Source organism: Streptomyces sp. ST2-7A (assembly GCF_021390475.1).
GTDB lineage: Bacteria > Actinomycetota > Actinomycetes > Streptomycetales > Streptomycetaceae > Streptomyces.
Window position 1 is genome coordinate 149,469 of sequence record NZ_JAJUWS010000007.1, and the last position, 26,232, is coordinate 175,700.

The 26,232-nt window shown below is 74.9% G+C and carries 26 protein-coding genes and 1 riboswitch; of the genes, 19 read left to right on the forward strand and 7 right to left on the reverse strand.

The window, feature by feature from the left end; all coding sequences use genetic code 11:
• Nucleotides 1-36 precede the first annotated feature (36 nt).
• Both LZF96_RS06730 and LZF96_RS06735 read left to right on the forward strand, forming a co-directional pair.
• Nucleotides 37-747 carry an SDR family oxidoreductase gene (locus LZF96_RS06730; RefSeq protein WP_233867008.1) on the forward strand — a complete coding sequence of 237 codons (711 nt, stop codon included), beginning with the start codon at nt 37-39 and terminating at the stop codon, nt 745-747.
• Between the two features lie 309 nt (nt 748-1,056).
• On the forward strand, nt 1,057-2,208 hold the full coding sequence (locus tag LZF96_RS06735) for a hypothetical protein (protein ID WP_233867011.1): 1,152 nt from the start codon (nt 1,057-1,059) through the stop codon (nt 2,206-2,208).
• A gap of 212 nt (nt 2,209-2,420) precedes the next feature.
• Here the strand turns inward: LZF96_RS06735 and LZF96_RS06740 are convergent, their stop codons facing one another.
• From LZF96_RS06740 to LZF96_RS06765, 6 genes are all read right to left on the reverse strand, one after another.
• Nucleotides 2,421-4,157, reverse strand: coding sequence for a VWA domain-containing protein (locus tag LZF96_RS06740; protein WP_233867014.1), 1,737 nt, complete (start codon nt 4,155-4,157; stop codon nt 2,421-2,423).
• 62 nt (nt 4,158-4,219) lie between these two features.
• Entirely contained in the window at nt 4,220-5,077 is an 858-nt protein-coding gene (locus tag LZF96_RS06745) for an alpha/beta hydrolase (protein WP_233867016.1), read from the reverse strand.
• 10 nt (nt 5,078-5,087) lie between these two features.
• On the reverse strand, nt 5,088-5,333 hold the full coding sequence (locus tag LZF96_RS06750) for a hypothetical protein (RefSeq protein WP_233867018.1): 246 nt from the start codon (nt 5,331-5,333) through the stop codon (nt 5,088-5,090).
• A 260-nt stretch (nt 5,334-5,593) separates the two neighbouring features.
• Nucleotides 5,594-5,959 (reverse strand): PH domain-containing protein, encoded by a 366-nt coding sequence (locus tag LZF96_RS06755; RefSeq protein ID WP_233867020.1) that lies wholly within the window; start codon nt 5,957-5,959, stop codon nt 5,594-5,596.
• A 110-nt stretch (nt 5,960-6,069) separates the two neighbouring features.
• Nucleotides 6,070-7,353: a hypothetical protein gene (locus tag LZF96_RS06760; RefSeq protein ID WP_233867022.1), complete on the reverse strand. Its 1,284-nt coding sequence runs from the start codon at nt 7,351-7,353 to the stop codon at nt 6,070-6,072.
• Nucleotides 7,354-7,821: 468 nt separating this feature from the next.
• A complete protein-coding gene (locus LZF96_RS06765; protein ID WP_233867027.1) occupies nt 7,822-8,538 on the reverse strand; it encodes an ATP-binding cassette domain-containing protein in 717 nt (238 codons plus the stop codon).
• 225 nt (nt 8,539-8,763) lie between these two features.
• Between LZF96_RS06765 and LZF96_RS06770 the strand changes: the two genes are divergently transcribed.
• Together LZF96_RS06770 and LZF96_RS06775 are read left to right on the forward strand one after the other, a co-directional pair.
• Nucleotides 8,764-9,279 (forward strand): lamin tail domain-containing protein, encoded by a 516-nt coding sequence (locus LZF96_RS06770; protein WP_233867030.1) that lies wholly within the window; start codon nt 8,764-8,766, stop codon nt 9,277-9,279.
• A gap of 93 nt (nt 9,280-9,372) precedes the next feature.
• Nucleotides 9,373-10,212 carry a MerR family transcriptional regulator gene (locus tag LZF96_RS06775; protein WP_233867033.1) on the forward strand — a complete coding sequence of 280 codons (840 nt, stop codon included), beginning with the start codon at nt 9,373-9,375 and terminating at the stop codon, nt 10,210-10,212.
• Nucleotides 10,213-10,707: 495 nt separating this feature from the next.
• On the opposite strand, the gene LZF96_RS06780 is transcribed toward LZF96_RS06775, so the two are convergent.
• Nucleotides 10,708-11,289 carry a CGNR zinc finger domain-containing protein gene (locus tag LZF96_RS06780; RefSeq protein ID WP_233867036.1) on the reverse strand — a complete coding sequence of 194 codons (582 nt, stop codon included), beginning with the start codon at nt 11,287-11,289 and terminating at the stop codon, nt 10,708-10,710.
• 150 nt (nt 11,290-11,439) lie between these two features.
• On the opposite strand from LZF96_RS06780, the gene LZF96_RS06785 reads away from it, so the two are divergent.
• From LZF96_RS06785 to LZF96_RS06850, 15 genes are all read left to right on the forward strand, one after another.
• A complete protein-coding gene (locus tag LZF96_RS06785) occupies nt 11,440-11,895 on the forward strand; it encodes a VOC family protein (protein ID WP_233867124.1) in 456 nt (151 codons plus the stop codon).
• Between the two features lie 31 nt (nt 11,896-11,926).
• Nucleotides 11,927-12,847, forward strand: a complete 921-nt coding sequence (locus LZF96_RS06790) for a pyridoxamine 5'-phosphate oxidase family protein (RefSeq protein WP_233867039.1) — start codon at nt 11,927-11,929, stop codon at nt 12,845-12,847.
• Nucleotides 12,848-12,977: 130 nt separating this feature from the next.
• The gene (locus LZF96_RS06795; RefSeq protein ID WP_233867127.1) at nt 12,978-13,175 is read left to right on the forward strand and encodes a ferredoxin; all 198 of its coding nucleotides are present in this window, start codon (nt 12,978-12,980) and stop codon (nt 13,173-13,175) included.
• Nucleotides 13,172-14,410 (forward strand): FAD-dependent oxidoreductase, encoded by a 1,239-nt coding sequence (locus tag LZF96_RS06800; protein ID WP_233867042.1) that lies wholly within the window; start codon nt 13,172-13,174, stop codon nt 14,408-14,410. The genes LZF96_RS06795 and LZF96_RS06800 overlap by 4 nt, the downstream gene beginning before the upstream one ends.
• Nucleotides 14,411-14,505: 95 nt before the next feature.
• Complete coding sequence (locus tag LZF96_RS06805; protein WP_233867045.1) at nt 14,506-15,171, forward strand: helix-turn-helix domain-containing protein; 666 nt, start codon at nt 14,506-14,508, stop codon at nt 15,169-15,171.
• Complete coding sequence (locus LZF96_RS06810) at nt 15,168-15,374, forward strand: DUF6126 family protein (protein WP_233867048.1); 207 nt, start codon at nt 15,168-15,170, stop codon at nt 15,372-15,374. The genes LZF96_RS06805 and LZF96_RS06810 overlap by 4 nt, the downstream gene beginning before the upstream one ends.
• Nucleotides 15,375-15,644: 270 nt before the next feature.
• Nucleotides 15,645-15,772, forward strand: a riboswitch (cobalamin riboswitch).
• A gap of 560 nt (nt 15,773-16,332) precedes the next feature.
• A complete protein-coding gene (locus tag LZF96_RS06815) occupies nt 16,333-17,346 on the forward strand; it encodes an ABC transporter substrate-binding protein (protein ID WP_233867060.1) in 1,014 nt (337 codons plus the stop codon).
• Nucleotides 17,343-18,446, forward strand: a complete 1,104-nt coding sequence (locus LZF96_RS06820) for a FecCD family ABC transporter permease (RefSeq protein WP_374203131.1) — start codon at nt 17,343-17,345, stop codon at nt 18,444-18,446. The genes LZF96_RS06815 and LZF96_RS06820 overlap by 4 nt, the downstream gene beginning before the upstream one ends.
• Before the next feature lie 92 nt (nt 18,447-18,538).
• Nucleotides 18,539-19,363 (forward strand): ABC transporter ATP-binding protein, encoded by an 825-nt coding sequence (locus tag LZF96_RS06825; protein ID WP_233867134.1) that lies wholly within the window; start codon nt 18,539-18,541, stop codon nt 19,361-19,363.
• A gap of 493 nt (nt 19,364-19,856) precedes the next feature.
• Complete coding sequence (locus tag LZF96_RS06830; protein ID WP_233867062.1) at nt 19,857-20,546, forward strand: (2Fe-2S)-binding protein; 690 nt, start codon at nt 19,857-19,859, stop codon at nt 20,544-20,546.
• A 224-nt stretch (nt 20,547-20,770) separates the two neighbouring features.
• The gene (locus tag LZF96_RS26445; protein WP_267133101.1) at nt 20,771-20,896 is read left to right on the forward strand and encodes a hypothetical protein; all 126 of its coding nucleotides are present in this window, start codon (nt 20,771-20,773) and stop codon (nt 20,894-20,896) included.
• Nucleotides 20,897-20,995: 99 nt separating this feature from the next.
• Complete coding sequence (locus tag LZF96_RS06835) at nt 20,996-22,462, forward strand: YcaO-like family protein (RefSeq protein ID WP_308294159.1); 1,467 nt, start codon at nt 20,996-20,998, stop codon at nt 22,460-22,462.
• Between the two features lie 125 nt (nt 22,463-22,587).
• A complete protein-coding gene (locus tag LZF96_RS06840) occupies nt 22,588-23,610 on the forward strand; it encodes an LLM class F420-dependent oxidoreductase (protein WP_233867064.1) in 1,023 nt (340 codons plus the stop codon).
• A gap of 177 nt (nt 23,611-23,787) precedes the next feature.
• Nucleotides 23,788-25,203 carry an MATE family efflux transporter gene (locus LZF96_RS06845; protein ID WP_233867067.1) on the forward strand — a complete coding sequence of 472 codons (1,416 nt, stop codon included), beginning with the start codon at nt 23,788-23,790 and terminating at the stop codon, nt 25,201-25,203.
• 74 nt (nt 25,204-25,277) lie between these two features.
• Nucleotides 25,278-25,922, forward strand: coding sequence for a DUF4291 domain-containing protein (locus LZF96_RS06850; protein ID WP_233867069.1), 645 nt, complete (start codon nt 25,278-25,280; stop codon nt 25,920-25,922).
• Nucleotides 25,923-26,232 lie beyond the last annotated feature (310 nt).

Here is a 26,232-nt window from a genome sequence, read left to right on the forward strand (position 1 = left end):
TTCCCGGAGGGACGACGGCGGGAGGAGGGCGGGCGTATGGAGATGGACGGTGCCCGGGTGCTGGTGGTCGGCGCGACGGGGGTGATCGGGAGCGCGATCGCCGAGGAGTGCGCCGCGCGCGGCGCGACCGTGCTGCCGGCCGGGCGGGACCCCGACCGGTTGGCCGCGCGAGCCCGCTCGCTCGGTGCCGGGGCGGCGTTCGCCTTCGACGCCTATGACCTGGACGCCTGCGCCGGCCTGGCCCGCCGGGCGGCCGAGGTGGCGGGCGGGTTGGACGCCGTGGTGGTCGCCATCGGCACGGTGGCCTTCGCCCCGGCCGCGGATCTCGGCGAGGAGATGGTGGAGCACCTGTTCACCGTCAACGCCCTGGCGCCGATGGCGGTGCTGCGCGGGGCCCTGCCGGTGGTCGGGGAGGGGGGCGTTATCGCCGCGATCAGTGGGGTTTTGGTGGACCGTCCGCAGCCCGGCATGGCCGACTACAGCGCTGCCAAGGCGGCTCTCAGTGCCTGGCTGACGGCCGTCCGCTCCGAGCAGCGTCGCCGCCGGGTGGCGGTGCTGGACGCCCGGCTCCCCCATCTGGAGACCGGCTTTGCGGACCGCGCGGCGGTGGGCACACCCCCGGCGATGCCGGCCCCCGCCGACCTCGACGCCGTGGTGCGCGGCATCGTGGACGCCCTGGCCGAGGGGGCCGCCCTGGTCGTCCCCGACGGGCAGGGGGGCGTACGCGCGGAGGCCCGCGCCCGCTGACGCCGGACCGACGGGATGGTGGACCGGTCGTGCGGGGCACGATGTGCCGGTGCGGTGGGATCGCGGAAACGAAACGTGACGCCCCGGGGCGTGCGCCGGGCGCTTTGGAGCACCGAGGCGCTGCTCCCGGGCCGGAGGAGGGAGGCGGGGCGCCTGTGAACCGGTGGGACCGGAAAATCGCTTCGGGAGTCGGAGATCCGTTCTTTCCGCTCCGGCGGTACCGCTAATGTCCTCGCCCCCGGGCCGCGCATCCCGTACCGCTCCCCCGTCCCGCGCGGGTTCCGGATGTGACGGACCCGGGAGACCACCGTGCCCGAAAGCCTGTTCGACTCCGAGGACGCTCTCCTCACGGCCCTGGAGCGCCGACTCGCCCGACGTTTCCCCGCCGGTTCCGTGCGTTCCACCGGCGATCCCACGCTGTCGCACCGCACGCTGTTCTCGGGGCGGTTCCGGTGGATCGTGCGACGGTACGAGCCGGCCACCCCGCGCCGGGAGCCGGGGGAGCGCGATCCGGCCCGACTCGGTCTGTACGACCGGCTCGAGGATCACGCGCCCCGCTCCTTCCCGGACTTCGAGCAGGAGGCACGTCTCGTCCTGACACGGCGCGGCTCGGTGCTCCACTCGCCCTGCGAGGGCTGCGAGGGGGGAAGGCTGCCCTGTCGTGACTGCAAGGGGGCGCCGGTCACCGCCTGCCCGCCGGACCGGGAGTGTCCGGACTGCCGCACCATCACGCCCTGCCCCCACTGCGACGGCGAGGGCAGGGGACGGCGCCGCCGCTCACGGTCCGGGCGTCGGCACCCCGTCCGGGCCGGAAGCGGCTCCGCCAAGGGCTCCACCGGCGCCTCGGCCGGTGAGGGTGAGGCGACCGTGCAGTGCGGGATGTGCGGTGAGGGCGGCGCGTGCTCCGGCTGCCGGGGCAGCGGTCGGATCGACTGCCCCGACTGCAAGGGGGAGGGGAAGCTGACCTGTGCGTCCTGCGGGGGCGACGGCACGACCGACCACGCCTCGTGTCGTGGAACCGGGACCTTCACCGAGTGGTGGGAGGGAGCCGTCACCGACACGCCCCAGGTCCGCCGCATCCGGGTGAGCCACGAGGTCCGCTCCTCCTTGATCGCCCGGTGGTGCGTCCGGCTGCTCGGGCACACCCGGCGGGCCGAGGTCGATGGGGACGCGTCCCTTCCCGCCGACCTCGGCCCCCGACACCGGGAGGCGGTGGAGGAGGCACGCCGGGCCGTGCCGGAGGCGGTCGCCCGGCGGGTGGAGCTGCGGTGGCTGCGATTGACCCGGGCCGAGCTGTCGACCGATCCCCATCGGGTCCACTACCTCTTCCGCCCGCGACGGGGCACGGAGTCCGACGTGCGTGTCCTCACGCTTCCCTCGCGCGCCAGGACCGCCACGATGGGTGCGGCGGCCCTCCTCTGCTCGGTGCTGTTGATCCTCGGGTCGTTCCTGGTGCGCTGATTCCGGCCCGGCGGGTCCGGCCCATCCCGCTCTCCCGTCGCCGGCCCGTTCGGCCCGTGGACACCGGCCCCCCGGCTCCCCGTCCCGCCCGGCCCCCCGGCACGGTGGGACGACCCGCCGTGCCCATCGGTTCGCGGGCCGGTCGCGGGGCACCGGTGGTCCGACCACCGACCCGGTGCCCGTCGGCCGGGCCCGAGCGCCCGCCGCCCGGCTCAGCGCAGGATGCCCGCCCGGCGGGCGGCGACCAGCCAGGCCGGGAACTCCGAGAGCAACCGGTCGTACAGTTCGGCGTCGGTGATCCGGTCGATGTCGTCCACGGCGAAGAACCCGACATTGTCCACCCGCCGTCCGGTGAGCGTGTCCAGGCGTTCCAGCACGCCGTAGTTCGACCGTCCCAGGCCGACGAACTGCCAGAAGATCGGTTCCTCGACCGCCTCCCGCAGTTCACGCTCGATCTCCGCGTTGCGGTACACGCCGCCGTCGGAGAAGAACAGCACCAGCGTGGGCAGCGGGGAGGGCTCGGTCCGCACCTGTGCGCGGATCTCGGCGATGACCTTCTGCTCCTCGTTCTGGATGCCGACCGTGCGCATGTCCACCTGTCGGTCGTCGAGGCCGCGCGGGCGCTTCCGGGGCCGGCCGAACATGCTCATCTGCCCCACCCGCACGTGCAGCCGCAGCCATTCGGCCAGTTCGGCGAGGCGCAGGTCCGGCAGCCGGGCGGGGGAGGAGGCGAAGGTCCACGCCCGCATACCGCCGTCGCCGTCGAGTTGGGCGGCCACCGCGGCCATGCGTTCCACCACGCCGGCGACGGTGCCCTTGGTGTAGAGGGCGCTCATCGAGCCGGAGGCGTCCAGGACGAGGATCACCCGGGCGCGCACATCGCGGGCGCCCCGCTTCTCCAGGCTGATCGCGACCTGACGCTTGCGCAGCGACAGGCGTTCCCCCATCTCCGGGGGCAGTTGCCATCCGCCGCCCCCGGTGCCGGCGCCGAATCCGGCTCCCGTCGCCGGGGCGGGCACCCCGGGTGGGGGGAAGGGGGGCGCCCCGGGTGCCCCGGGCGCGCCGGGGGGCGGTGGCGGTGGCGTCCAGGGCGGTGGCGGTGGCGGTCCCGGCCGGTGGGACCCGTGCGGCTGGTACGGGTTCGGGCCTCGGTGCGCGCCGGGGTCGACCGGTCCGTCGCCTCCCGGTGGCGGAGGGGGCACGGCGCCGGGAGGCCCGGCCGGTACGGGCCCCGGCGGCACCGCCGGCCCGGCGGGCGCGGCCGGGGGCGGTGAACCCACCGGCGTGGTCGGCGCACCCGGCCCCGACGCCTCCGACCACCCGGCCGGCCCGGGGGCCGCGGGCCCCGGGCCGGGTCCGCCGCCCCGGCCCGCCGTCCCGGCCTCCTCCGGCTCATCGGCGACATCGATGCCGTAGTCGCGGGCCAGCCCGGCGAGTCCGCTGTCGTAGCCCTGGCCGATCGCCCGGAACTTCCATCCGTCCCCGCGCCGGTACAGCTCACCGCCGATCATGGCGGTCTCGGTCGTGGCGGTGGTCATCGCGAAGTGCGCGACCTCGGTGCCGTTCGCCGAGTCGAGCAGCCGCAACCGCAGGTCGGGCAGGGAGGCGAAGGTGCCGCCGTCCACCGACGCGCACAACACCACCCGTTCCACCGCCGGTTCCAGGCGGGTGGTGTCCACCGCCACGGACTCGACGCGAACGCCCGGCCCTCCGCCGCCACCCGTGCCCTCGCCCCGTTTGCCCAGATGGATCACCGCGTCGGAGGGGTGGGCGGGCTGATTGTGGAAGACCATGTCGGCGTCCGAGCGGACCCGTCCGTCCTCGGCGAGCAGCAGCGCGGAGACGTCCGTGTCCGGCACACGAGGGTCGGCGGTCCGCACGAGTTCGACACGGATCGCCGGCGCCTCGACGGGGACGTTCGCACCCTTCCCCAGGGAAATCGATGCCATATCCGCCATTCTGCCCCCGGCCGGCCGAAACCGGGGGGTGGGTGGCCGCGCGTCCGAAGCGGCTAGTCGTTCCCGGAGGGTTGGGGAAGGGCGTCGGGGAGGAAGGCGTCGACGGTGTCGAGAAATTCGTCCCCCGACAGAACCGCCCGGTCGTTGTGATCCGCCCCCTCGATCAGGTGCAGCGAGATCGGACCGGCCGTGTGCTCTTCCACCACCCGTCGGGAGAACCGGTCCGGCACGATCCGGTCCGAGTCGCCCGCCACCACCAGCACCGGCCCCTCGTACGCGGACAGGTGCTCGGCGGTCGGGAAGCGCTCGCGCAGCAGGGTGCGCACCGGCAGGAAGGGGTAGTGGTGCCGGCCGACGTCGGCCAGCTCGGTGAATGGCGAACGCAGCACCAGGGCGGGGGGCGGGCGCTCCGCGGCGGCCTCGGAGACCACCGCCGAGCCGAGCGACTCCCCGAGGTACACGATCCGCTCCGGGTCCACGTCGGGACGGTCCGCCAGCCGGGCCACGGCGGCCAGGAAGTCCTCGGCCAGCACCTCCTCGCGGGGGTCGCCGGGGTTGCCGCCGTAGCCGCGGTAGTCGGTGAGCAATACGGCGTGGCCGCGCCCGGTCAGGCCCTCGGCGAGCGGCACCCGGCCCGCCCGGTTGCCGCCGTTGCCGTTGGCGACCACGACGGTGGTGTGCGGGGGACGGGAGGAGGAGTCGGCGGGGAGGAACCAGGCGGTCAACTCCGTGCCGTCCGCGGCCGTGTACGAGACCTCCTCGACACCGGCGGGCGGGGCCGGGGCGGACCGGTCGGGGAGGTAGATCAACTGGCGTTGCAGCAACCAGGCGGCGAGCACCACCAGCAGCCACAGCACCATCACGACGGCGAGAACCTTCCACGTCACCGACACCCAGCGCCCCGCAGCCATGTCATCGACCCTAGGGGCGGGGGGTGACCGGCGCCCGCCGGGCGCGCACCGGAGGCGACGGCCGGCCGAAAACCGTTTCCCCGGCGTCCACCGGCGGGGGACGATGACCGCCGCCGGCGCGACCCCCGCCGCGTCGGGGCCGGTGGGAGGCGACCGGGCCGGACCGCGCCCGGGGATCGTCCGGCGGGTACCGCGCCCGGGTCTCGAAGTCGTCGACGATCTCCTCGGCGAGCAGCATCAGCCGGTTGAGGGCCACTTACGGCAGGAACAGGTCCCCGGCCAACTCGCGCCGCCGCTTCTCCCGGCGCGGACGCGGCACGTTCGGCAGTGCCTCCGACAGGGCGGCGAAGACCACCCTGAGCACCTCGATCACGGCGGCTCCCGGAAGGCGGCGGCGACGGGGCGGCGATGGGGGCGACGTGCGGGCCCACCCCGGGCCCCCCCGGCCGGCGGCCGCGGGTGGCGAACGGGGTGGGGATGGCCGGCGGCGCCGCCGGGGGCCCCCCACGGCCGGCGTCAGCGGGTGACGAACTGGGTGAGGATGGCCTGCACCTCGTAGATGTCCACGCCCTTGGTGAAGGTCTTCTGCATCGGTACCGAGTCGCCGGAGATCCAGATCTTCAGCTCCCCGTCGAGATCGAAGGTGCCGGCGGTCTCCACGGCGAAGTGCGTGATGCTCTTGTAGGGGACGGAGTGGTACTCCACCTTCTTGCCGGTGATGCCCTGCTTGTCGACCATGATGAGCCGTCGGTCGGTGAACATGATGGTGTCGCGGATCAGCAGGTAGGCGGCGTGCACCTGCTCCCCCTGGCCCAGCAGTCGCGCGTACTCCTGCTGCGCCTGCGCCGGGTCGATGGCGTGGGCGTTGCCGAAGAGTGCCATGGGTTCCCCGTTCCTCGTCCCCGCGCGTCCGGTGCGCGTGGTTCGTACCGTATCCGGGGACGCCGTACCGGCGGCGACGGTTCCGTCGGGCCCGCCCGTGGGCCGACGGGTCACCGCCGGGCCGTCGTCCGGGCGGTGTGCCCGCCCCACCACAGCATGCCCGCCCCCACCAGCAGCGAAGCCGCCATCCGCGCGGCACCGTGGTCGTCGCCCCATGCCGGGTGGTGGAGCGCGGCCAGGGCGGCGAGCGCGGTCAGCGGCCCCCGCACCTGCCACAGCACCGCCCCCACCGGGCCGGTGTCCCCCAGCGGGGTCGGGGTGCCGAGCCACAGGTGGGGCGGGATCGGTCCCCGGTGGGCGCTGACCAGGGTCGCGCCGATCACCGCCGGCACCCCGCACAGGAGGAGCGCGAGACCGCCGATCGTCACTCCCGCGCCCGTGCCCGTACCCATCGACGGGCCCGCCCCCGTGCCCGTGGCGGCGAGCAGGGCCGCGAGCGCGGCGACCGTCGCCGTGCCGAGCAGCAGCAGCGCCGGCAGCAGCACCGCGGGCAGCGCCGCGTGCCGCAGCGCGGTCCCGGCCGCCGACCACGGCAGGGGCGCCGTGCGGCGGGGGTCGTCCCCGTCCAGCCGGGCGGGTTCGGCGAGGTGGTGGGCCGCCGCCCACGTGGCGGCCCATGCCGCCGCCCGGACCGCCGCGTCGAGCGGGGACGACACCTGCGGGAGGTGGAACAGCGACACGGCCACGAACGCCCACGTCGCGGCCCGCAACGGACGTGCCGGTTCCCGCAGCAGGGCGGTCGCGTCCCGCCAGGGCACCACGAGGGCCGGGCGACGGGGGAGCGGGAGGCGCGGGGCCCGGCCGGGCGGGAGGCGACGGGGCGGGCGGGCGGCCATCCGGGCCCATCGCAGGTCCAGGGTGTGCAGCGCCGCCCGTACCCGCAGCGAGGCGGCGGCGCGCTCCCGCAGCACCCGGGTCGGTACCCGGTGCACGGTCCGCGCCGCCCACCATCCGACGGCGACCGCCGTCGCGAGGGTGAGGGTGGTGCCGAGGGCCGGGCCGGCCCACCCGTCGCCGGCGGGCGGGCCGCCCGTCAGCGGCAGGGTCGCCCACCCCCACGGCCCGGACCACGCCAGGACCTCCCCGGCCGGGAAGGCGCCGGGGGCGAGGACGGCGAGCACGGTCGGCGGCACGAGCAGCGCCACCCCGCACCGGGCGGCGCGGACGATCCGCCGGTATCGGCCCGGGGCGAGCGCGGCGTCCAGCCGGGCCGGCACGGCCAGGCAGGTGCCGGTGAAGGCGGCCGATCCGCCCGCCAGGGCCCCGGCGAGCGGCGCGGTCACGGCCCCGCCGGCGCCGAGGGCGAACAGCAGCAGTCCGGCGACCGAGCCCATCGCGGCGCCGGTCGCGGTGACCCGGGCCAGGGCGGTGACGAGGCCGGGCCGGAGCAGGACGCGTCGGTCCAGGGGGTGGGCGAGGAGCCAGGCGGGCCGGCGGGCCCCACCGCACGCCCCGCAGCGCGAGGGCGAGGACGGCGCACGCCCACAGCGCGGGGGCGATCGCGGGCAGCGCGCTCCCCAACCGGTCGGCGACCGGCCCGTCGAGGTGTCCGTCGACCCCGGCCCGTACGAGGGCCCACAGCGGCGGCACCCCCCACAGCGCGCCGAGCAGCACCGCGCAGTAGGCGGTGTACAGGGTGTTCCGCCGCTGGGCGCGACGGGCGTCGGCGCGGGCGTTCCACAGCAGGCGCCGCACGTCGGCGGTGCGCCGCAGCGTCGCCTCCCGCCCGGTGTCCGCCGGCCGGTCCGGGGACGGGGGAGCGGTCGGGGGCACCGACCCGGGCGGGGTGGTGGGACGCCCGCTCACCGCTCCTCCTCCCCGGGAGGGTCGGGGACGAGACGGCCGGCGGGGGTGACGCGCAGGACGGTGTCGGCCACCGCCCGGGCGAGCCGGTCGTCGTGGCAGGCGACGAGCAGGGCGACGCCCCGTGCCCGGGCGGCGCGCAGCCGGTCGGCGAGGCGTCGGCGGGCCCGCCGGTCCAGTCCCGCCTCGGGTTCGTCGAGGATCAGCAGGCGGTGGGGGCGGACGACGGAGGCGGCGAGGGCGAGCAGGCGGCGTTGTCCGGAGGAGAGGTGGTCGGGCGGGAGGTCGGCCTGTTCGGTGAGCCGGTGCTCGGTCAGGGCGCCGTCCACCACGCCCTCGGCGGTGTCCGCGAGGCCGTGGGCGAGGGCGACGAGCAGCAGGTGCTCGCGAACCGACAGGTCGGGGTGGTGCGCGTCGTCCTCCAACACGGCGGCCACCGCGGCGCGTTGACGCGGGTCGTCCTCGTCGGCGGGACGGCCGTCGAGGGTGACGGCACCGGCGCGGGGCCTTTCCCGGCCGGCGGCCAGGCGGAGCAGGGTGGATTTCCCCGAGCCGTTGTCGCCCCGGATGACGAGGCAGGTGCCCGCCCGCAGGGTCATGGAGGCTCCGGCCAGGACGGTGCGGTCCCCGTAGCCGTGGTGGACGTCGGTCATCCGCAGAACCACGGGCGCCGACCGGGCCGGGGGCGGCGGTGAGGACTCCTCGAAGGGGCGCACACCTCGACCGTAACGGGGTCGGTCCGGGGGGATCCGGCCGGTACGGGGCGTCCGGCCCCGCGGGGACGGTCCCGCGGGACTGGGGGTGTGGGGGCGAAGTCCGTCGTCGGACCCATTATCCGGAAAAACCATCGCGCGTCCCCCGGTTGGGTGCACACTGGGCGCGACATTCACCGGATGGGGGGCCGTCGGGGTCCTTCGTCCTGCACGGAAAAGAGCGGCCCTGTGCGTCGTACGATCCGAACCGTCCTGTTCGCGGCGGTGACCCTCGCGTTCCTCGCGCCCCTCACCCCGGCCCACGCGGCGTCCACCACCGGCGACCTCATGATCACCCACGTGCGTCCCAACGCCGCCGGAGCGGACGTCAAGGACGGCAAGCAGATCAATCTCAACGGTGAGTACTTCGTCATCAAGAACGTCTCGAAGAAGACCGTCAACGTCGGCGGGTGGATCCCCGACATCACCACCAACACCTACGGCCGGGCCCTGCCCTCCTACAACCTGCCCGCCGGAGCCAAGGCGTACGTGCACACCGGCAGTGGCACCAACCGCAAGGACGCCAACGGCAACCACCACATCCACCGCGGCTACGCCCGGCACGTCCTGCCCAACGACGGCAAGGCCAAGAACCCCAACCTGCGGCTGAAGAAGCCCGGCAGCGCGGACAACAACGCCGCCGCCGGCACCATCAGCGCCTGCAACTGGAACGTCGCCGCCGACGGGAAGACCTACACCTGCTGAGCCGGCCCGCTCCGGGTTCGGCCGGCCCGTGGGAGACGTCGACGGACCGGGCTTGCCCCTCACACGGTGGTAGGTGGTGGAGTCGGGGACACCATGTTCACCATCGGAGATTTCGCCAGGCACGGCCGGGTGTCGGTCCGGATGCTGCGTCACTACGACGCGATCGGACTGCTGCGCCCGGCCCGTGTCGATCCCGTGACGGGTCGGCGCCACTACACGGCCGCGCAACTCGCCCGGTTGAACCGGGTCATCGCGCTCAAGGAACTCGGTTTCACCCTCCAGCAGGTGCGGGAGATCGTCGACGGAGGGCTCGCCACCGAGGAGTTGCGCGGCATGTTGCGACTGCGGCGGGCCGAGTTGGAGACCGAGGTGGCCGCGACGACGGCACGCCTGGTCCGGGTCGAGGCGAGACTCCGATCGATCGAGAGCGAGGGGCACATGCCCACCGACGACGTCGTCCTCACCTCCCTTCCCCCCATCCGGGTGGCGGAGTTGACCGCCATCGCGCCCGGCTTCGACCCCGGTGACATCGGCCCGGTCATCGGCCCCCTCTACGAGGAACTGTTCCGTCGCATGGAGGCGGCGGGCATTTCCCCGGCCGGACCCGGTGTGGCCCGTTACGAGGACGTGCCGGGGGGTGGCGGAGCCGTTCGCGTCCACGCCGGTGTGCGGGTCTCGGCGTCCCTGCCGGGCGGTGACGGGGAGACCGGTGACCTGCGGGTACTCGACCTGCCGGCCATCGAGCGGGCCGCCACGATCGTCCACCGGGGCCCGATGGACGCCATGGCCCCCACCGAGCAGGCGTTGACCCGGTGGCTCGACCACAACGGTCTGCGGGCGGTCGACTATCCCCGGGAGATCAACCTCGAGTGCCCGCCCGACCGGGAGGCATGGGTGACGGAACTCCAGGTGCCGGTGGCCGAGGCCCGCTGAGTCGGGCCCCGCCGAGCCGGGACGCCGAGAGCCGGGACGTCGAGCCGAGGCGCCCCGGACACCACCACCCACCGCCCGCCCGGAGCCGGTCCTTGCACTCCGCCCGGTGGGTGGCGAACGCCTCGCGGAGTACCCGTTCCGCGTTCCGCAGCGGGTGGGTCCTCCGGGTGTGGGGCGTTGAGCGGCGTGCCACGGGTGATTCCACACGGCCGACTCCGGGCGACGGCCTCCGACGGTGCCGGTCCCGGGGGCCGGGAGCTCGGTCGGGGAGGTTCGCCAACTCCTCGTCCGCGCCCCGGCCCCCGGCGCCGGCCTCCCGGGCGACGCGGTTCTCCCACCGGAAGGGGACACCGGGGCATCGGGGCCGTTCGCCTCCTCCTGCGCGGTGACGGAAACATCCGGAACGAGCGGCCCACGGCCCACGGGGTGTCGGTGTTCCCGGTTCGGGGCGCCCCGGAGAACTTCTCCGGGTTCTCCGGGGCGCCCCGGAGCGGGTCATTCGTTCGCGGGGCGTCGGCGGGCGTGATGACGCCGCGCCTTGGCCCGGTTGCCGCACCCGGCCATGGAACACCAGCGGCGGGTGCCGTTCTTCGAGGTGTCGTGGAAGTGCAGCACGCAGTCGGGGTTGGCGCAGGGGCGGACGCGTTCGGGGCGGTCGACGAGCAGTCGGAGCCAGTCGTTCGCCGCCGTCCACGCCGGTAGCCAGGAGGGGGAGTCCACCTCGATGACGTCCTCCGGCCCCTCGGGGGTGAGGAGGCGGCGCACCCGGCCCCGGGCCAGGACGGCATTGAGTTCCGCGATCGCCCCGGGCGTGGGTGAGAGGGGGGTTCCGGCCAACGCGGACAGCGCGTCGCGGGTTCGCAGCAGGTGTTCCAGGGTTTCCGCGTCGGCGACCACCGGAGGGTCGTCGGGGAGGCGCCGTGGGGGCCGGCCCTTCAGCCACACGGCCAGTCCGGCGGTGGATTCCAGCAGGTCGTGGGGGCCGGTCGCGTCGATCCACCGGGTGTTGAGGAGGTCGATCGCCAACGGTTCACCGGTGAGGGGGCGGGGATCGTCGGGCTCGGGGGAGGGCGTCATCGGACCGATCCTTCCAGCACGGGTGACTCCTCACCCCATCCTAACCGGTCAAAGGGAGGTCACTGGTTGACCGGCTCGCCATCTAACCCTTAAAGTCATTTTCAGTGGTTGCGACGGCAGTGCGACCCCGACCGAAGGCATGTGATGACCATGAGCAAGGCGCAGACGCTCCGGACCGGCCATGTGGGTCTGAACGTCACCGACATGGAGCGCTCGCTCGCTTTCTACCGTGAGGTTTTCGACTTCGAGGTCATGGCGGAGGGCAAGGACGAGGGGCGTCGCTGGGCGTTCCTCGGACGCGAGGACCGCCTGATGATCACCCTCTGGCAGCAGAGCGAGGGCACCTTCCGGCCCGACGCCCCCGGCCTCCACCACCTCTCCTTCCAGGTGGGGACCATGGGCGAGGTCGACGCCACCGCCGAGGTGCTGCGGAGCCTGGGCACGGAGTTCGCCCACGACGGGGTGGTTCCGCACGGCGAGGGCGCCGAGTCGGGCGGCATCTTCTTCACCGACCCCGACGGCACCCGCCTGGAGATCTACGCCCCCACCGGCGCCGATCCGTCCGCGGCTCCGACCCCGGGTGCCCCCACCTGCGGTTTCTTCTGATCGAACCGGTTCCGACAGGGAAAGGAGCCCCGTGGCCGGCTACCACAGCGGGGAAGTCGCCGCGCAGCGTCGCGCCCGGCTGGCGGAGCAGGCGCGATTCTCCCTCGGCGGCATCGGGGAGACCGTCCCGGAGGTCGCCGCGGCGTTCCTCGCCGAACAACCGATGATCATTCTCGGCGGTGCGGACGACGCGAACCGGATCTGGGTCATCCAGCTCACCGGTGAGCCGGGCTTCCTGAAGGTCCCCGATCCGCGCACCCTCACCGTCGACGCCCTCCCCGACCCCACCGCCCCCCTCGGCGGGCTCCACGAAAGCCCTTCCCCGGTGGGCATGATCGCCATCGAGCCCGCGACCCGCCGCCGGATGCGGATCAACGGTCGGGCCGTCCCGACCGGGAGAGGGCTCCGCGTCGACCTCGACCAGGTCATCGCGAACTGCCCCAAGTATCTCCAGAAACGGCGGCACCGCTTCCTCGATCCCGGCGACGGGAGGTCGGTGGGGCCGGGACCGGTCACCGACGGCACCACCCTCACCCCGGCGCAACAGGACATCATCCGGCGGGCGGACACCTTCTTCGTCGCCACCGCCTCCGACCGGGGTGACGCCGACGCCTCCCACCGCGGGGGCAACCCGGGCTTCGTCCGGGTGCTCTCGCCCACCGTGCTGCGCTGGCCGGACTACGTCGGGAACGCCATGTTCCTGACCCTGGGCAACCTCGAACTCAATCCCGCCGCGGGCCTGCTCTTCCCCGGCTGGGACACCGGGACCGCCCTCCACCTGACCGGCACGGCCCGGACCGTGTGGTCCCCGGCCCCCGGGGAGGAGCCCTTCCCGCCCGGTGCGCAGCGCGTCGTCGAGTTCACCGTCGCGGCCGTCCGGGAGATCGTCCGCGCCACCCCCCTGCGTTGGAGCGAACCCGCCTTCTCCCGCTTCAACCCTCCCGTGCCCTGACCCGCGGTCCCGGGCCGACCACCGATCCCGTCACCCCCCATCGACCCACTTCCGCAATCCACCCTCCCGCCCCGGGCCGCGCCTCCCGCCACGGCCCCGGGCCCCCGCACCCATGATCACGGAGCCCTTCATGAAGATCGTCGTGGACATGAACCTCTGCGAGAGCCACGGCCAGTGCGTCTTCGCGGCGCCCGGCGTCTTCTCGTTCGACGACGAGGACACCCTGGTGTACGAAGCGAACCCGGATGACGCCGCGCGCGAGACGGTCGCGAGGGCCGCCACCGTCTGCCCGGTCCGCGCCATCACCATCACCCCGGACGCGCCGTGAGAGCGTCCCGGCGGATCGTGATCGTCGGGGCGTCCCTCGCCGGCCTGCACGCCGCGCGGACGCTGCGCGACGAGGGCTTCGACGGGAAACTCACCCTGGTGGGCGACGAACCGTACCCGCCCTACGACCGCCCCCCGCTGTCCAAGCGGGTTCTGCTCGGTGGAGGGGAGGCCCCGGACACCACCCTCCCGTTCACCGATGTCCCCGACGTGGTGCACCGCTTCGGCGCCCCGGCCGTCCGCCTCGACCCCGTCGCCCGCACCGTGACGCTCGCCGACGGCTGGGAACTGCCCTGGGACGGCCTGGTGATCGCCACCGGTGCCCGTGCCCGCCCCTTCCCCGCCACCCGCACTTTCCCCCGGCCCGTGTGCACCCTGCGGGGGCGGGACGACGCGAGGGCCCTGGGGGCCTCCCTCCTGCCGGGGCGTCACGTCCTGGTGATCGGCGCTGGGTTCCTCGGCGGGGAGATCGCCGCCGCGGCCCGGGCCCGGGGTTGCCGGGTCACCCTCGTGGAGGCCGCCGAGCAGCCGTTGGCCCGTGCCGTGGGCGCCGTGGCGGGGGCCTTCGTCGCCGGGTTGCACCGCGAGGCGGGCGTCGACCTGAGGACCGGGACCACCGTCACCGAGCTGCGCGCCGGACCCGGGGCCGGTGAGGGGTTCCGCATCACGCTCTCCGACGGCACCACCTCGGTGGCCGACACCGTGGTCGCCGCCCTGGGGGCGGTACCCGCCGACGAGTGGCTCACCGACTCCGGCCTCGATGTCACCGGGCCCGGCGGGGGCGTGCGCTGCGACCCCTTCCTCCGGGCCCTGCGGCCCGACGGCACCGTCGTGTCGGGAGTCACCGCCGCCGGTGACGTGGCCCGGGTCCCGCATCCCCTCGCCGACGGCGCCCCCGTCCTGATCGGCCATTGGACCAACGCGATCGAACAGGCCGCCGTGGCCGCCCACAACCTTCTCCACCCCGGGGAACCGCGTCCGTACGACGCGGTCCCCTCGTTCTGGGCCGACCTGTACGGGGTGCGGCTGCGATCGGTGGGCCTGCCCGCCGGGGCGGAGACGATCCGCTTGGTGGAGAACGACCCCGTCGCCCGCCACCTGGAGGTCACCCACCATCGGGCGGGGCGCCTGGTCGGGGCCCTCACCGCGGGACGTGCCGCCCGCCTCGCCGCCCACCGTCGGGAATTGGAACACCGCCGGAGCGCCCCCGTGCCGGCGGTGGTCGGGCGGGGGTGACCGGAAGGGGCGGGCGGAGGCGTCGGGGCCGCCGGATTATTGCCCCGGAGGCAAAAGTTTTGCCCGCGGGGAAAAATGCCGGCTCAATCGGAACCATGCACGAGGAGGTTCCGGCGGGCCGCGCCGGCCCGGAGGTCGACACGGAGGCGGACGAGCGGCTGTCCGCCGTCGCGCCCCGGCTGCGCGAGCTGCGCCGCCGTTCCGGGCTGACCCTGGAGACCGCCGCCGGCCGGGCGGGCCTCTCCCCGGCGCACCTCTCCCGCCTGGAGACCGGGCACCGTCGTCCCTCGCTGCCGGTGCTGCTCGCCCTCGCCCGGGCCCACTCCACGACGGTATCCGATCTGCTCGGCGAGACCGCCGGCGCGGACCGGCCGGTGATCCGGGGCACGGACGCCGTACCGCGCGAGGTGGACGGCTGGACCTACCGCCGGGCCGGTGCCCCGGGTCGCGGGATGCAGGCGTTGCGGGTGCGGGTGCCGTACGGCGAACCCCGGGAGGAACCGGCCCGGGTGCATCCCGGCGAGGAGTGGCTGCACGTCCTCACCGGCCGGCTGCGCCTGGTGCTCGCCGGCACCGAGCACCTGGTGGGGCCCGGCGACGGCGCCCACTTCGACTCGCTCACCCCGCACCGCCTCGGCGCCGCCGACCGCGAGGGGGTCGAACTGTTGTTCGTTCACACCCTGCTGCAGAGCGCCGACGCCGGGTTGTGTCTCGGCGACGGCCCCGCGCGGCACCGACCCCCGGGGAGACCCGTGTCATGACACCGGAAACGCGACCGACACCCGCCCCACAGGAGCCGTCCGGGCCCGCCGACCCCACCGTGCCACCCGCCCCCGCGCCCCGGGCACGGGTGGAGGAGAAGACGCCCCGGGGGCTGTGGTTCCGGCTGCTGGTCTACGTGGTCCTCGTCCACGCCTTCGCGGCCTTCCTCTTCCTCCTCTTCGAGGTCGCCGCCCGGCAGTGACCCGGGCCCCGCCGCCCCGGGCCCCGCACCGGGGCCGCCGCCCGGAGTTCCGGTGCCCCGTGCCGATGATCCGGCCCCGACGCCCCCGGCCCCGGCCCCGGCCCGGGCCCGGGGCCGAACACACCACCGCCCGGGCCACGCGACGCCCCCGGGCGGCGAGTGGCCCGGATACCCCGACCGGATCCGCCACCGAGCGTTCCCGGGCCCCCGGGGCCCCATGGCGCTCCGGGGGCCCGGGGTGCCATGATGTCGGCGACAAGGCGACGGCGGAACGAGGAAGTCGGTGTGAATCCGGCGCGGTCCCGCCACTGTGACCGGCGAGCGAACCCCGCACGGGCCACCATCCGGCGACGGATGGGAAGGCCGGGGTGAGCGTCGACCCGGGAGCCAGGAGACTCACGCGGTCGCCTCCTCGACGACGCCGGGGCGGATTTCCCCGGAGGAGGGTGCGTCCGCCATGCCCGTCCGGGCCGCCGATGCCGTGCCGCGCCGTGTCGCGGTGACCGCCGATTCCCCCACCCGGCGCGTTCCCCCGCCGGGAAGCACGCCGCGTCGCGCCGTGCGGCGTCCCGATGACGCTCCCGCCGGGCCGCGGCACCTCCGTGATCGCGCCCGCCGCTCCGAAGCGTCCTTCCCACCCGGCCCTTCCAAGGCCCGGTGTCCCCGGCCGGTCGAACCGTCGGGCCGTCCCGCGCGCGGTCCCCGCGTCCCCGTGACCGTCGCCTCCCGCTGACCCGTTCCACCGGGCACCGGGTACGCCGGTCCCGGCCCGGCCCGGATGCCCCGTGCCCGGACGTGCCCCGGTTCCTCCCCGCCTCATCCACCGCCTCGCCGAGGCCGGGACTCCCCCGAACGACCCTTCGTCGTCGCCCCGCCCGGGGCCGTCGCGCGCCGGGTCGGGGCGGTTTTCCCGCCCCTTCCGACATCCACCCCCCATCCCCGTGGAGGACACCGCCCCATGACGGGTTCCCCGACCTTCCGACGACTCCCGGCCGCACTGTTGACCGGTGCGCTGCTGTTCGCCACCGGCTGCGGCGGCGACTCCCCCACCGACTCCGGCACCGGCGGTGCCGGCGCGCCCGCCGGCGAGGCCCCGGACGGCTTCCCGCTCACCGTCGAGAACTGCGGCACGGAGGTCACCCACGAACAACCCCCGGAGCGGGCCGTGGCGTTGAACCAACACGCCACCGAGGTGATGCTCGCCCTGGGCCTGGAGGACTCCATGGTCGGCACCGGCTACCTCGACGACGAGATCCTGCCGGAGTACCGGGACGCCTACGACGCCGTTCCCGTCGTCTCCGAGCGGTACCCCTCCTACGAGGCGCTGCTCGAACTCGAACCCGACTTCGTCTACGGCGGCTTCTCCAGCACCTTCGACGCGCAGGAGGGTCGCTCCCGGGAGACCTTCGCCTCCCATAGCATCGCCACCCACCTGAACGTCGAGGAGTGCTCAGACCCGCCCCTGGACATCGACCTGATGGACCGCGAGGTGCGGGACATCGCGCGGATCTTCGGCGTTCCCGAGCGGGCGGACGAGGAGTTGGAGCGGCTGCACGGGACGCTGGACGAGGTGGCCGAGCGCCTCGAGGGCGTGGAGCCGGTCGACATCTTCGTCTACGACAGCGGTGAGACCACCGCCTTCACCGCCGGGGGCGGGGGGATAGGCAACGAGATGATCAACCGCGCCGGTGGCGCGAACCTCTTCGCCGACCTCGACAAGGCATTCGGCGACGTCTCCTTCGAACAGGTCGCCGAGCGGGCGCCCGAGGTCATCGTGATCTACGACTACGGTGACCAGCCGGTGGAGGACAAGAAGAACTTCCTGCTGGACAACCCGGCCCTGAAGGATGTCCCGGCCATCCGCGAGGAGCGCTTCGCGGTGCTGCCGTTGTCCTCGACCGTGCTCGGCGTGCGGGTGCCCGACGGCGTGGAATCGCTGGCGCGACAGCTGCACCCGGACCGCTTCCGGTGACCGCTCCCGCCCCGACGCCCGAGCGCGCCGCGCCCGGTTCCCCCGCCCCGGGCGCGCTACCCGCCGCCGTCGGGCGGCGCCGGGTGCCCTACGCGGTGGTGATCCCGCTCATGGTGGCGCTGCTGCTGGTCACGGCCACCGCCGCGGTCGGCGTGGGGTCGGTCTCCGTGCCGCCGGGGGACGTGTGGCGGATCCTGCTGCACCAGGTCGTTCCCGGCGCGGTGGAGCCGACCTGGTCGCCGGTGCACGAGACGATCGTGCTGGACGTGCGGCTGCCCCGGGTGCTGCTGTGCGCGGTGGTCGGGGCGGGGCTGTCGGTGGCGGGCATGGCGCTCCAGGCCCTGGTGCGCAACCCGCTGGCCGACCCGATGCTGCTGGGCATCTCCTCGGGCGCGAGCGTCGGCGCGGTGCTGGTGCTCGTGCTGAACGTGACGTTGTTCGGGATGTTCTCGCTGCCGGTGGCCGCGTTCTGCGGGGCCCTGGGCGCGCTGTTCGCGGTGTACTTCCTGGCCCGCTCCGGCGGTCGGATGACCACGCTGCGACTGGTGCTGGCGGGCGTGGCGACGGCCGAGGTGCTGTCGGCGGTGGCGAGTCTGCTGATCATCACGGCCAACGACCCGCAGCGCACCCAGTCGGCGCTGCGCTGGATGCTCGGCGGCCTGGCCGGCACCACTTGGACGATGGTGTGGATCCCCTCGGTGGTGGTGCTGGCGGGGACGCTGGTGCTGTTGGGCTCCTCCCGCCCGCTGAACCTGCTGCTGGCCGGGGAGGAGGCCGCCGCGGCGCTCGGATTGGACGTCCACCGGTTCCGCAGCGTGATGTTCGTCCTGGTGGCACTGATGGTGGGGGCGATGGTGGCGGTCAGCGGACAGATCGGGTTCGTCGGGTTGATCATGCCGCACGTGGTGCGGCTGCTGGTGGGCGCCGACCACCGTCGGGCGTTGCCGGCGGTGGTGCTGCTGGGCGCCACGTTCCTGCTCGCCGCCGACCTGGCGGCGCGCACGATCATGAGCCCCGAGGAGATCCCGGTGGGCATCCTCACCGCGCTGGTGGGCGGGCCGTTCTTCCTGTGGCTGATGCGGCGGAGGGCGGCGCGGTGAGGGGGCGGTTCGGCGGACTCGCCCCCTGGTGGACGGACCCGGCGGCCGAGCCTCCGGAGGGCCCCGGCGGCCCCGGCGGTCCGGCCGGTGACATCGACGACGCGCCCGCCGCGCTGGACATCGAGAAGGTGACGGTGACCGTGCGCGGCCGGAATCTGGTGGACGGCGTCTCGCTGGCCGTGGCGCCGGGCGAGGTGGTGGGCCTGGTCGGGCCCAACGGAGCGGGAAAATCAACCCTGTTGAGAACCCTGTATCGGGCGCTGCGGCCCACCTCCGGGCGGGTGCTGCTGGACGGCGCGGACGTGTGGGCGACGCCGGGGAAGGCGCTGGCCCGCCGGCTGGCCACGGTGCTCCAGGAGACCGCCGGCGACTTCGAGTTGACCGTCCACGACGTCGCGGCGATGGGCCGCAGCCCGCACAAGCGGGCCTTCGCCGGGGACGACGCGCGGGACCGCGACATCATCCTCTCCTCGCTGCGGGAACTGGGCGTCGAGCACCTGGCCCGGGCCCCCTTCTCCCGGCTGTCGGGGGGCGAGAAGCAGCGGGTGCTGATCGCCCGGGCGCTCGCCCAGCGGGCGGGCACCATGATCCTCGACGAGCCGACCAACCACCTCGATCTGCGGCACCAGTTGGACACCCTGCGACTGGTGCGCCGGATCGGCGTCACGGCGGTGGTGGCGCTGCACGACCTCAACCTCGCCGCCGCCTTCTGCGACCGGATCTGTGTCCTGCACGCCGGCCGGGCGGTCGCCGAGGGCCCCCCGGCGCGGGTGCTGACCCCGGAGATGCTGGCCGGGGTCTACGGAGTCGAGGCGGAGGTCGCCGAGCACCCGCGCACCGGGGTGCCGCAGGTGACGGTGCTGCCCACCGCACCCGGGAGGGGGTGGGACGCCGCCGTGGAACCGAGAGCCCCCTGACCGGGCGCCCTCCGGGGCGCGACGACACCGTGCCGGTCCCGTGCCGGTCCCGTGCCGGTCCCGTGCCGGTCCCGTGCCGGTCGGCCGGTGAGGCGGGTGCCGGGCATCGGGCCCCCGACCGGACCGACCCGTGCGCGGCTCGAACGCCGGGTGTCGAATATCGGCCCACCGGGGTCCCGATCGGGAATTCGAGTGGGCCGGAGTGGAAAGCGCGGAGGGGTGATTCCGGCTGCCCGGAATTCCCGCCGGCTTTTCCGTGACCCCATGGGGAATTCCCTGCCGGTGTGGCGGGGTGCCATCCCCGATGCTCCGGGCACGGGAATTCGGCGTGCGTGGTTCCCGTATCCCGGTGCCCGCTCCCGTCCCGTTCGCCCGTCCCGGACCTCCCGGTTCCCCCGCCCCTCGCGCGGCCCCCGATGTGTCCACCCGCCCCCACACCATCCACACGGCCGGAAACGACCCCACCGGCCGGATCGGAAAGGAGAGCGCCGACATGACCTCCCCGGCGCAGGCCCCACCCGCGACGGTCGCCGCCGCCCTGGCGGACACGGCGACCCTCGGCGGCTTCTTCGCCCCCGTCCTGGCCGGTCCCGACGAGGGCTGGCACCCGGTGGCGGAGAGCTACGCCGCCGGCTCGACCGACCTGATCGCCGACAGCGCCCGCCGCTACGGCACGACCGAGCCCCGGGTAGCCGCCTCGGTGGTCCAGCTCGGCCACGCCGCCCGCCTGTGGTCACCACTGCTGGCCTGCGCCGTCGCACACGGTGTGGTGCCGGATCCGACCCGCCTCCAGCGCGCCGACGACGGGCCGGCGCTGCGGTTCCCGACCCCGGCCGGATGGTGGGCGAGGGAACCGGCGGGGACCGCCGAACTGCTGTACCGCCTGGTGGTCGAGGAGCGCCTGGCGGCCATGGCGGCGGGGCTGCGGGTGCGCGTCGCGCCCCGGCTGCTGATCGGCAACGCCGCCTCGGCCCTGGTCGAGGCGGGGCGCGCGCTGACGGCCGCCCGGCCGGAACTGCGGGAACCGGCCACCGACCTCGTCACCCGCCTCCTGGCCACCGGGGCCCTGGTGGGCACCGGGGAGATCACCGATCCGGACCTGGCCTTCCGCCGGCGCAGTTGCTGTCTTTTCTACCGCGTTCCACCGGGCGACAAATGCGGCGACTGCTCATTGGACCGGTGATGCCGCCCGTCGTCAACGGGTGCTTCGGGAGAACGCGATGGGGCACGCCGTGGGTGAATTCCGGCCGCTTTTCGGAATGCGCGTCGGGAGGGGTGGAAATCGCGCCGGGGTCTCACTAGGTTCGTCATCGCAACTCACTCGCAGGTACATCCGGTTCGCGACAGTGCGAGGTATCCGGAGCCTCCGCGTCGTTCGCGACCGGTGCCGATCGAAGGAGGAATCCCATGGCGCACCACGGTTTCGAGGAGCCCGAGGAGCAGCAGGCCGGGCTCAAGTCCCACACCCCCGCGGTGGACGCGCCGTTCGAGTGGCGCGCGGACGTCGAGGACGAGTCCACGGACGAGAGCTGATCACCCGGCGGGGGCGGCCCGGCCGCCCCCGCCGTTCCACGTCCCCGTCGCCCCGGCCGTCCCGCCCGGGCCCGTCCCCCGATCAGGAGAGTGGAGCCCGTGCCCCCGACCCCCGGACCGGCGGGATCGACGACCGAACGGCGAACCACCGCCACCACCCCCGACCCGGCCCCTCACCCCGCACCGACCCCCGATCCCGTGGAGGCCGTGATCGGCCCCGACGGGGTGGTGACGAGCGTGGTGCGCGACCGCCCCCGGGTGGTGACCGTGCCGCTGTGCGTCTCGCACACCGCCCACCTCGTCCCCGGTCCCGGCGTCGTGGACCCCGCCACGAGCGGCGCCGCCCTCGGGGACCCGGACCGTTCCCGCCGCGCGGCCGTCGGCGAGGCCGTGGAGCGCCTGTGCGGCAACGCCACCCCCGACCGGGCCGGCACCGGTGCCGACGAGTCGCTCCGCTCCCATGACCACCTGACCCGCGCCGGCCGCCCCGCCCTGGACCCCGCCGACCTGGCCCTGTACGCGCCGGAGCAGTACGCCGCCCGGGGCTTCCCGTTCGTGCCCTTCGGTCGGGACCTGCCCGTCGCCTGGACGACCGGCCACGACCTGAGCCGGGACGCCGAACTCCTGGTCCCGGCCTCCCTGGTGTGGGTCAACCGCCCCCGGAACCCGACCCGGCCCGAGCCCCCCGTCCACCACCCGCCACTCGCCGGCACCGCCGCCGACCCGGACCCCGACCGGGCCCGGGCCGCGGCCCTGCGCGAGGTGCTGGAACGCGACGCCGTCACCCGCTGGTGGATCGGCGGCGCCCCCGCCCACCGGCTCTTCGACGCCACCCCGCCCGGTGACGATCCGGAAGCCGTCGCCCTGCGCCTCGCCCTGGAACAGGCCGCCGACGCCGGACTGCGGGTCGGGTTGCTGCGCGTGCCCTGCCGGGTGGGCGTCGTGGTGGCCGCCGCCTTCATCGAGGACCCCGCCCGCCGACTCGTGGCCTTCGGCAGTGCCTGCCGGCCCACCGGCGTGGAGGCGGCGGCCAAGGCGTTCACCGAGGCGATCGGTACGCACGAGGCGTCGCTGGAACTCCTGGAGGTCGACAGCGGGTTCCACCGTGCGGTGCGCGCCGGCCGGGTGGACCCCCGCCCCTTCCGGCCCCACCGCGCCGACCGCCGGTACGCCCTCGACTTCCGCCCCGACCTGAGGGACGTCAACGACGTCCGCCTGCACCTGCAACTCCACCTCGACCCGGTGGTGCAGGACGGCCGGTTGGACCGGCTGCGCCGGCCCCTCCCGGCGCTCGAACCGACGCCGGACGCCGGCGGCGAACCCGTGGGCGCGGACCTGCCCGCCCTCCTCGACCTGACGGGCCGCCACGGCCTGCGGGTCATCGCCGCGGACCTCACCACGCCCCGGGTCCGGGAGCACGGCTGGCACGTCGCCCGGATCATCGTCCCCGGTCTGGTCGGCAACGCCCCCGCCGCCTTCCCGCTCCTCGGCTTCACCACCGACCCGGGGGCGGTGTCGGGGGACGCGCCGGACGGGCCCGTACTCCACCCGCTGCCCTTCTCCTGACCCGACCCGACCCGACCCGACCCGACCTGACCTGACCCGACCCGACCCCGGCTTCCGGTCCCGCGCCGTGCCGGCCCGCCCCGCGTCCCACCAGCACCCCACCCGCACCGGAAAGGAAGCGCGCCATGCGTCTCGGACTCGCCCTGGGCTACGGCGGAGAGCCCATCGAGCAGGTCCTGCCGATCGTCGAGCACGCCGAGCGGATCGGCGTCGACTCGGTGTGGAGCGTGGAGGAGTACGGTCCCGACGCGGTGAGCGTGCTCGGTTACCTCGCCGCCCGCACCGAACGGATCGCCCTGGGCACCGCCGTCATGCAGATCCCCGCCCGCACCCCCGCCGCCACCGCCATGACGGCCATGACCCTGGACGTACTGTCCAACGGGCGCTTCCACCTCGGCCTGGGCCTGTCGGTGCCGTGGATCGTCGAGGGCTGGCACGGCCAACCGTACGACCGGCCGCTGCGCCGCACCCGCGAGTACGTGGACATCGTCCGGGCCGCCGTCGCCCGCGAGGAGCGCGTCCGCTACGACGGGGAGATCCACCAACTCCCCTACCGAGGACCGGGATCCAGCGGCCGGGCCCGCCCGGTGCGCTCCGAGATGACCCCGCTGCGCCCCCGCATCCCCCTCTATCTGGGGGCCATCGGCCCGCGCAACCTCGCCCTCACCGGGGAGATCGCCGACGGCTGGCTCTGCGGCCTGTACGCGCCCGAGCACGAGAAGGCGCTCACCGCCCCGCTGGACGAGGGCATCGCCCGCGCCGGGAGGGCGCCGGAGGACGTGGCGATCTGCCCCATCCCGTACGTCGCGCACGCCGACACGGTCGAGGAGGGCCGCGAGGCGCTCCGCCCGCTGTTCGCGCACCTGTTGGGCGCCGTCGGCCCCGGCGGGCGCAACACCTACTTCGATGTCGCCCTCTCCATGGGGTACGAGGGCGCCGCCCGCGACATCCGCGACCGGATGGCCGGCGGGGACAAGCCGGGGGCCGTCGCGGCGGTGCCCGACCGGTTCCTCGACGAGGTGGCCCTGCTCGGCCCGACCCCCGCCATGCGGGACCGCCTGGCGGCCTGGAAGGAGTCCCGGGTGGACACCCTCATCCTCCTGGACCGTGACCCCGGGCTCCTGGAGGTCGCCCGCGACGTGCTGTGAGTCCCGCCCTCGGCCCCCGGATCGTCCCGAGCCCTTCCGGGCACGACTCCTTCCCGACCGGGCGCCGGGAACACCCGGCAACCCCGAACGCCCGTGCGCCCCGGTCCACCCGCGCATCCCCGCCCACCCGCGCACTCCCGAGAAGCAGAGAACTCCCGAGAAACCCGTGAGCACCCCGTGAACGATGCCGTGAACGACCCCGGGGCGAACGACCCCGCCGGCACCCCCGCGTCCGACTCCGGCCCGCCCGCACCCGCCGGGCCCGGTCTCCGCCCGATGATCGCCCTCGCCCTGCCGCTGCTCGTCGCCGGTCTGACCCAGATCACGGTGAGCGTCGTGGACACCGTGCTGCTCGCCCGGTTGTCCACCGAGGGGCTCGGGGCGCTCGCGTTGTCCGCGCCGGTGTACCTGGTGGCGCTGATCATCGCGCGCGGCTGGGCCGGTGCCGTCCAGGTGCGCGTCGCGCACCACCACGGCGCCGGCCGCACGGCCGACCTGGCCCGCACCGTCCGGGTCGGCGTGCTCGGCGCCCTCCTAGCCGGCTCGGTCGTCGGCGGCGTGCTGTACGCGACCGCCGTCCCGATCCTCACCGTCCTCGGCGCCCCCGCCGAGGTGATCGACCCCGGCACCGGCTACCTGCGGATCCTCGCCTGGGCCGTCCCGGCCGCCGCCGTCACCTTCACCCTCCAGGGCGCCTGCGCCGGCATCGGGGCCACCCGCGTCACCATGTACAACGCCCTGCTGGTCAACGCGGTCAACCTGCCGCTCGGCCTGCTGCTGATCTTCCGGGCCGGACTCGGCGTCACCGGAGCGGCGCTCTCCACCCTGATCGCCACCCTCGTCGGCGCCGGCTACCTGCTGCTGTACTGCCGGGTCCGCCTGCCCCGGGACACCACGGGCGCCGAGGACGTGCCGGCCGTCGCGCGTGGCCTGTGGCGCATCGGATGGCCCGAGATGAGCACCATGGGCATCGGCTACCTCAACGAGGCGCTGCTCACCGGCTTCGCCGCCCGCATCGGCGCCGCCGACCTCGCCGCCTACCGGCTGGTGGACACCCTCACCCTGATCGTCTTCACCCTGCTGGGCTCCGCCGCGACCGCGCTGACCGTGCTCGCGGGCCAGGAACTCGGCGGCGACCGCTCCGACCGGGCCCTGGAGCGCCACCGCACCGGCCTGCGGCTGCTGCTCGGCTTGGTGGTGGTGAGCGGCCTGGTGGCACTGGTGTTCGCCCGGCCGGCGTACTCCCTGGTCGTCGACGACCCGACGGTCGCCGAACTGGCCTGGGCCACGACCCCGTTGGCCCTGTTGAGCATGGTGCCGTTGGCCTGGGCGATGTCCCGGGGGTCGATGCTGCGCGCGGCGGGGGAGACCCGCTGGATCATGGTCGCCTCGGTCACCGGGGACTACCTGCTCCTCATCCCGCTGGGCTGGTACCTGGGCGTGCGCCTGGGGTGGGGACTGCCGGGCATCTACGTGGCGTGGACGGCGTTCGCCGTCCTGTACGGTCTGCTGCTGCACCTGCGGTTCCGCCGCCGCTTCCGGCGCCCCTCCCCGCCGACCCGCGAACCCCTGCCCGTCGCGCCCACCCCGTGAGAAGCGGGGCGCGGTCGCCCCCCGGTCCGGTAATCCGGTGGCGGGACGGGGGAGCGGACGGCACACTCGCGGCGGTGAACCCGAACCCCGACCACGCCGCGACCTCCGAACCCCGCTACCGGATCCGCGCCGTCCACACCGACGCGACCGTCACGGTCTACCAGGCCTACCCGCCGGACATCGGCCTTCCGGCAGCCCGTGACGCTGCCTTCCCGGCGACCTGGAAGCGGGACCGGATGACCTGGATCAAGCCCTCCTTCCTCTGGATGATGTACCGCTGCGGCTGGGGGCGGAAGCGGGACCAGGGGGTGGTCCTCGCCATCGAGATCAGCCGGTCGGGGTTCGAGTGGGCGCTGCGTCACGCCTGCCTCTCCCACCACATCCCCGGCCTGCACGGGGACCGCGCCGCGTGGCGGGAGGCGGTGCGGACCTCACCGGTGCGGGTGCAGTGGGACCCCGAACGGGACCTCGACCTGCGTCCTCTGCCGCACCGTTCATTGCAGGTGGGCCTCGGCCCGGAGGCGGCCCGGCGTTATGCCGACGAGTGGATCGTCGGCATCCGGGACGTCACGCCCCCGGCCCGGGAGATCCACGACCTGATGCGGGCCGGCCGGCGCGAGGAGGCCGCCGCCCTCCTGCCGGAGGAACGGCCCCTGCCGCTCCCGGACGACGCGGTGGCCCGGATCGTCCCGCCGGTGGGACGGCCGGCGCACGCCTGACGGGCGGACCGAATCCGGCTCGGACCGCAGGAGGGGCGACCGCCCGGGCGGTTCGTCGGGGTGTCGGCCCTGTTCGGTCTCGGAGTCGGCCCCGTCCCGGAGCCCTCGCCGCCGGACCGCTGTGGTTCACCGACGAAGCCGACGGCGCCACCGGCCCCGTCCCCCCGATCCGGCCGGCACCGATCGGAGGAGGTCGGGGACTTTGTCGTGCGGCGGGCGCGCACACCCCCGGTTTCCCGGGAACCGGAGTCTTCCGTGCCCGCCCACCGGCCGTCCGGTTCGGGGACGACCGGGGTCGCATCGGCGATAT

What these genes read in the sequence shown, in the direction of transcription:
- LZF96_RS06795 (WP_233867127.1), top strand. Translation starts at nt 12,978, where the DNA reads ATGAAGATCGTCGTGGACATGAACCTCTGCGAGAGCCACGGCCAGTGC.
- LZF96_RS06810 (WP_233867048.1), top strand. Translation starts at nt 15,168, where the DNA reads ATGACACCGGAAACGCGACCGACACCCGCCCCACAGGAGCCGTCCGGG.
- LZF96_RS26445 (WP_267133101.1), top strand. Translation starts at nt 20,771, where the DNA reads ATGGCGCACCACGGTTTCGAGGAGCCCGAGGAGCAGCAGGCCGGGCTC.
- LZF96_RS06815 (WP_233867060.1), top strand. Translation starts at nt 16,333, where the DNA reads ATGACGGGTTCCCCGACCTTCCGACGACTCCCGGCCGCACTGTTGACC.
- LZF96_RS06780 (WP_233867036.1), bottom strand. Translation starts at nt 11,289, where the DNA reads ATGACGCCCTCCCCCGAGCCCGACGATCCCCGCCCCCTCACCGGTGAA.
- LZF96_RS06830 (WP_233867062.1), top strand. Translation starts at nt 19,857, where the DNA reads ATGACCTCCCCGGCGCAGGCCCCACCCGCGACGGTCGCCGCCGCCCTG.
- LZF96_RS06745 (WP_233867016.1), bottom strand. Translation starts at nt 5,077, where the DNA reads ATGGCTGCGGGGCGCTGGGTGTCGGTGACGTGGAAGGTTCTCGCCGTC.
- LZF96_RS06805 (WP_233867045.1), top strand. Translation starts at nt 14,506, where the DNA reads ATGCACGAGGAGGTTCCGGCGGGCCGCGCCGGCCCGGAGGTCGACACG.
- LZF96_RS06740 (WP_233867014.1), bottom strand. Translation starts at nt 4,157, where the DNA reads ATGGCATCGATTTCCCTGGGGAAGGGTGCGAACGTCCCCGTCGAGGCG.
- LZF96_RS06730 (WP_233867008.1), top strand. Translation starts at nt 37, where the DNA reads ATGGAGATGGACGGTGCCCGGGTGCTGGTGGTCGGCGCGACGGGGGTG.
- LZF96_RS06785 (WP_233867124.1), top strand. Translation starts at nt 11,440, where the DNA reads ATGAGCAAGGCGCAGACGCTCCGGACCGGCCATGTGGGTCTGAACGTC.
- LZF96_RS06840 (WP_233867064.1), top strand. Translation starts at nt 22,588, where the DNA reads ATGCGTCTCGGACTCGCCCTGGGCTACGGCGGAGAGCCCATCGAGCAG.
- LZF96_RS06775 (WP_233867033.1), top strand. Translation starts at nt 9,373, where the DNA reads ATGTTCACCATCGGAGATTTCGCCAGGCACGGCCGGGTGTCGGTCCGG.
- LZF96_RS06755 (WP_233867020.1), bottom strand. Translation starts at nt 5,959, where the DNA reads ATGGCACTCTTCGGCAACGCCCACGCCATCGACCCGGCGCAGGCGCAG.
- LZF96_RS06760 (WP_233867022.1), bottom strand. Translation starts at nt 7,353, where the DNA reads ATGGGCTCGGTCGCCGGACTGCTGCTGTTCGCCCTCGGCGCCGGCGGG.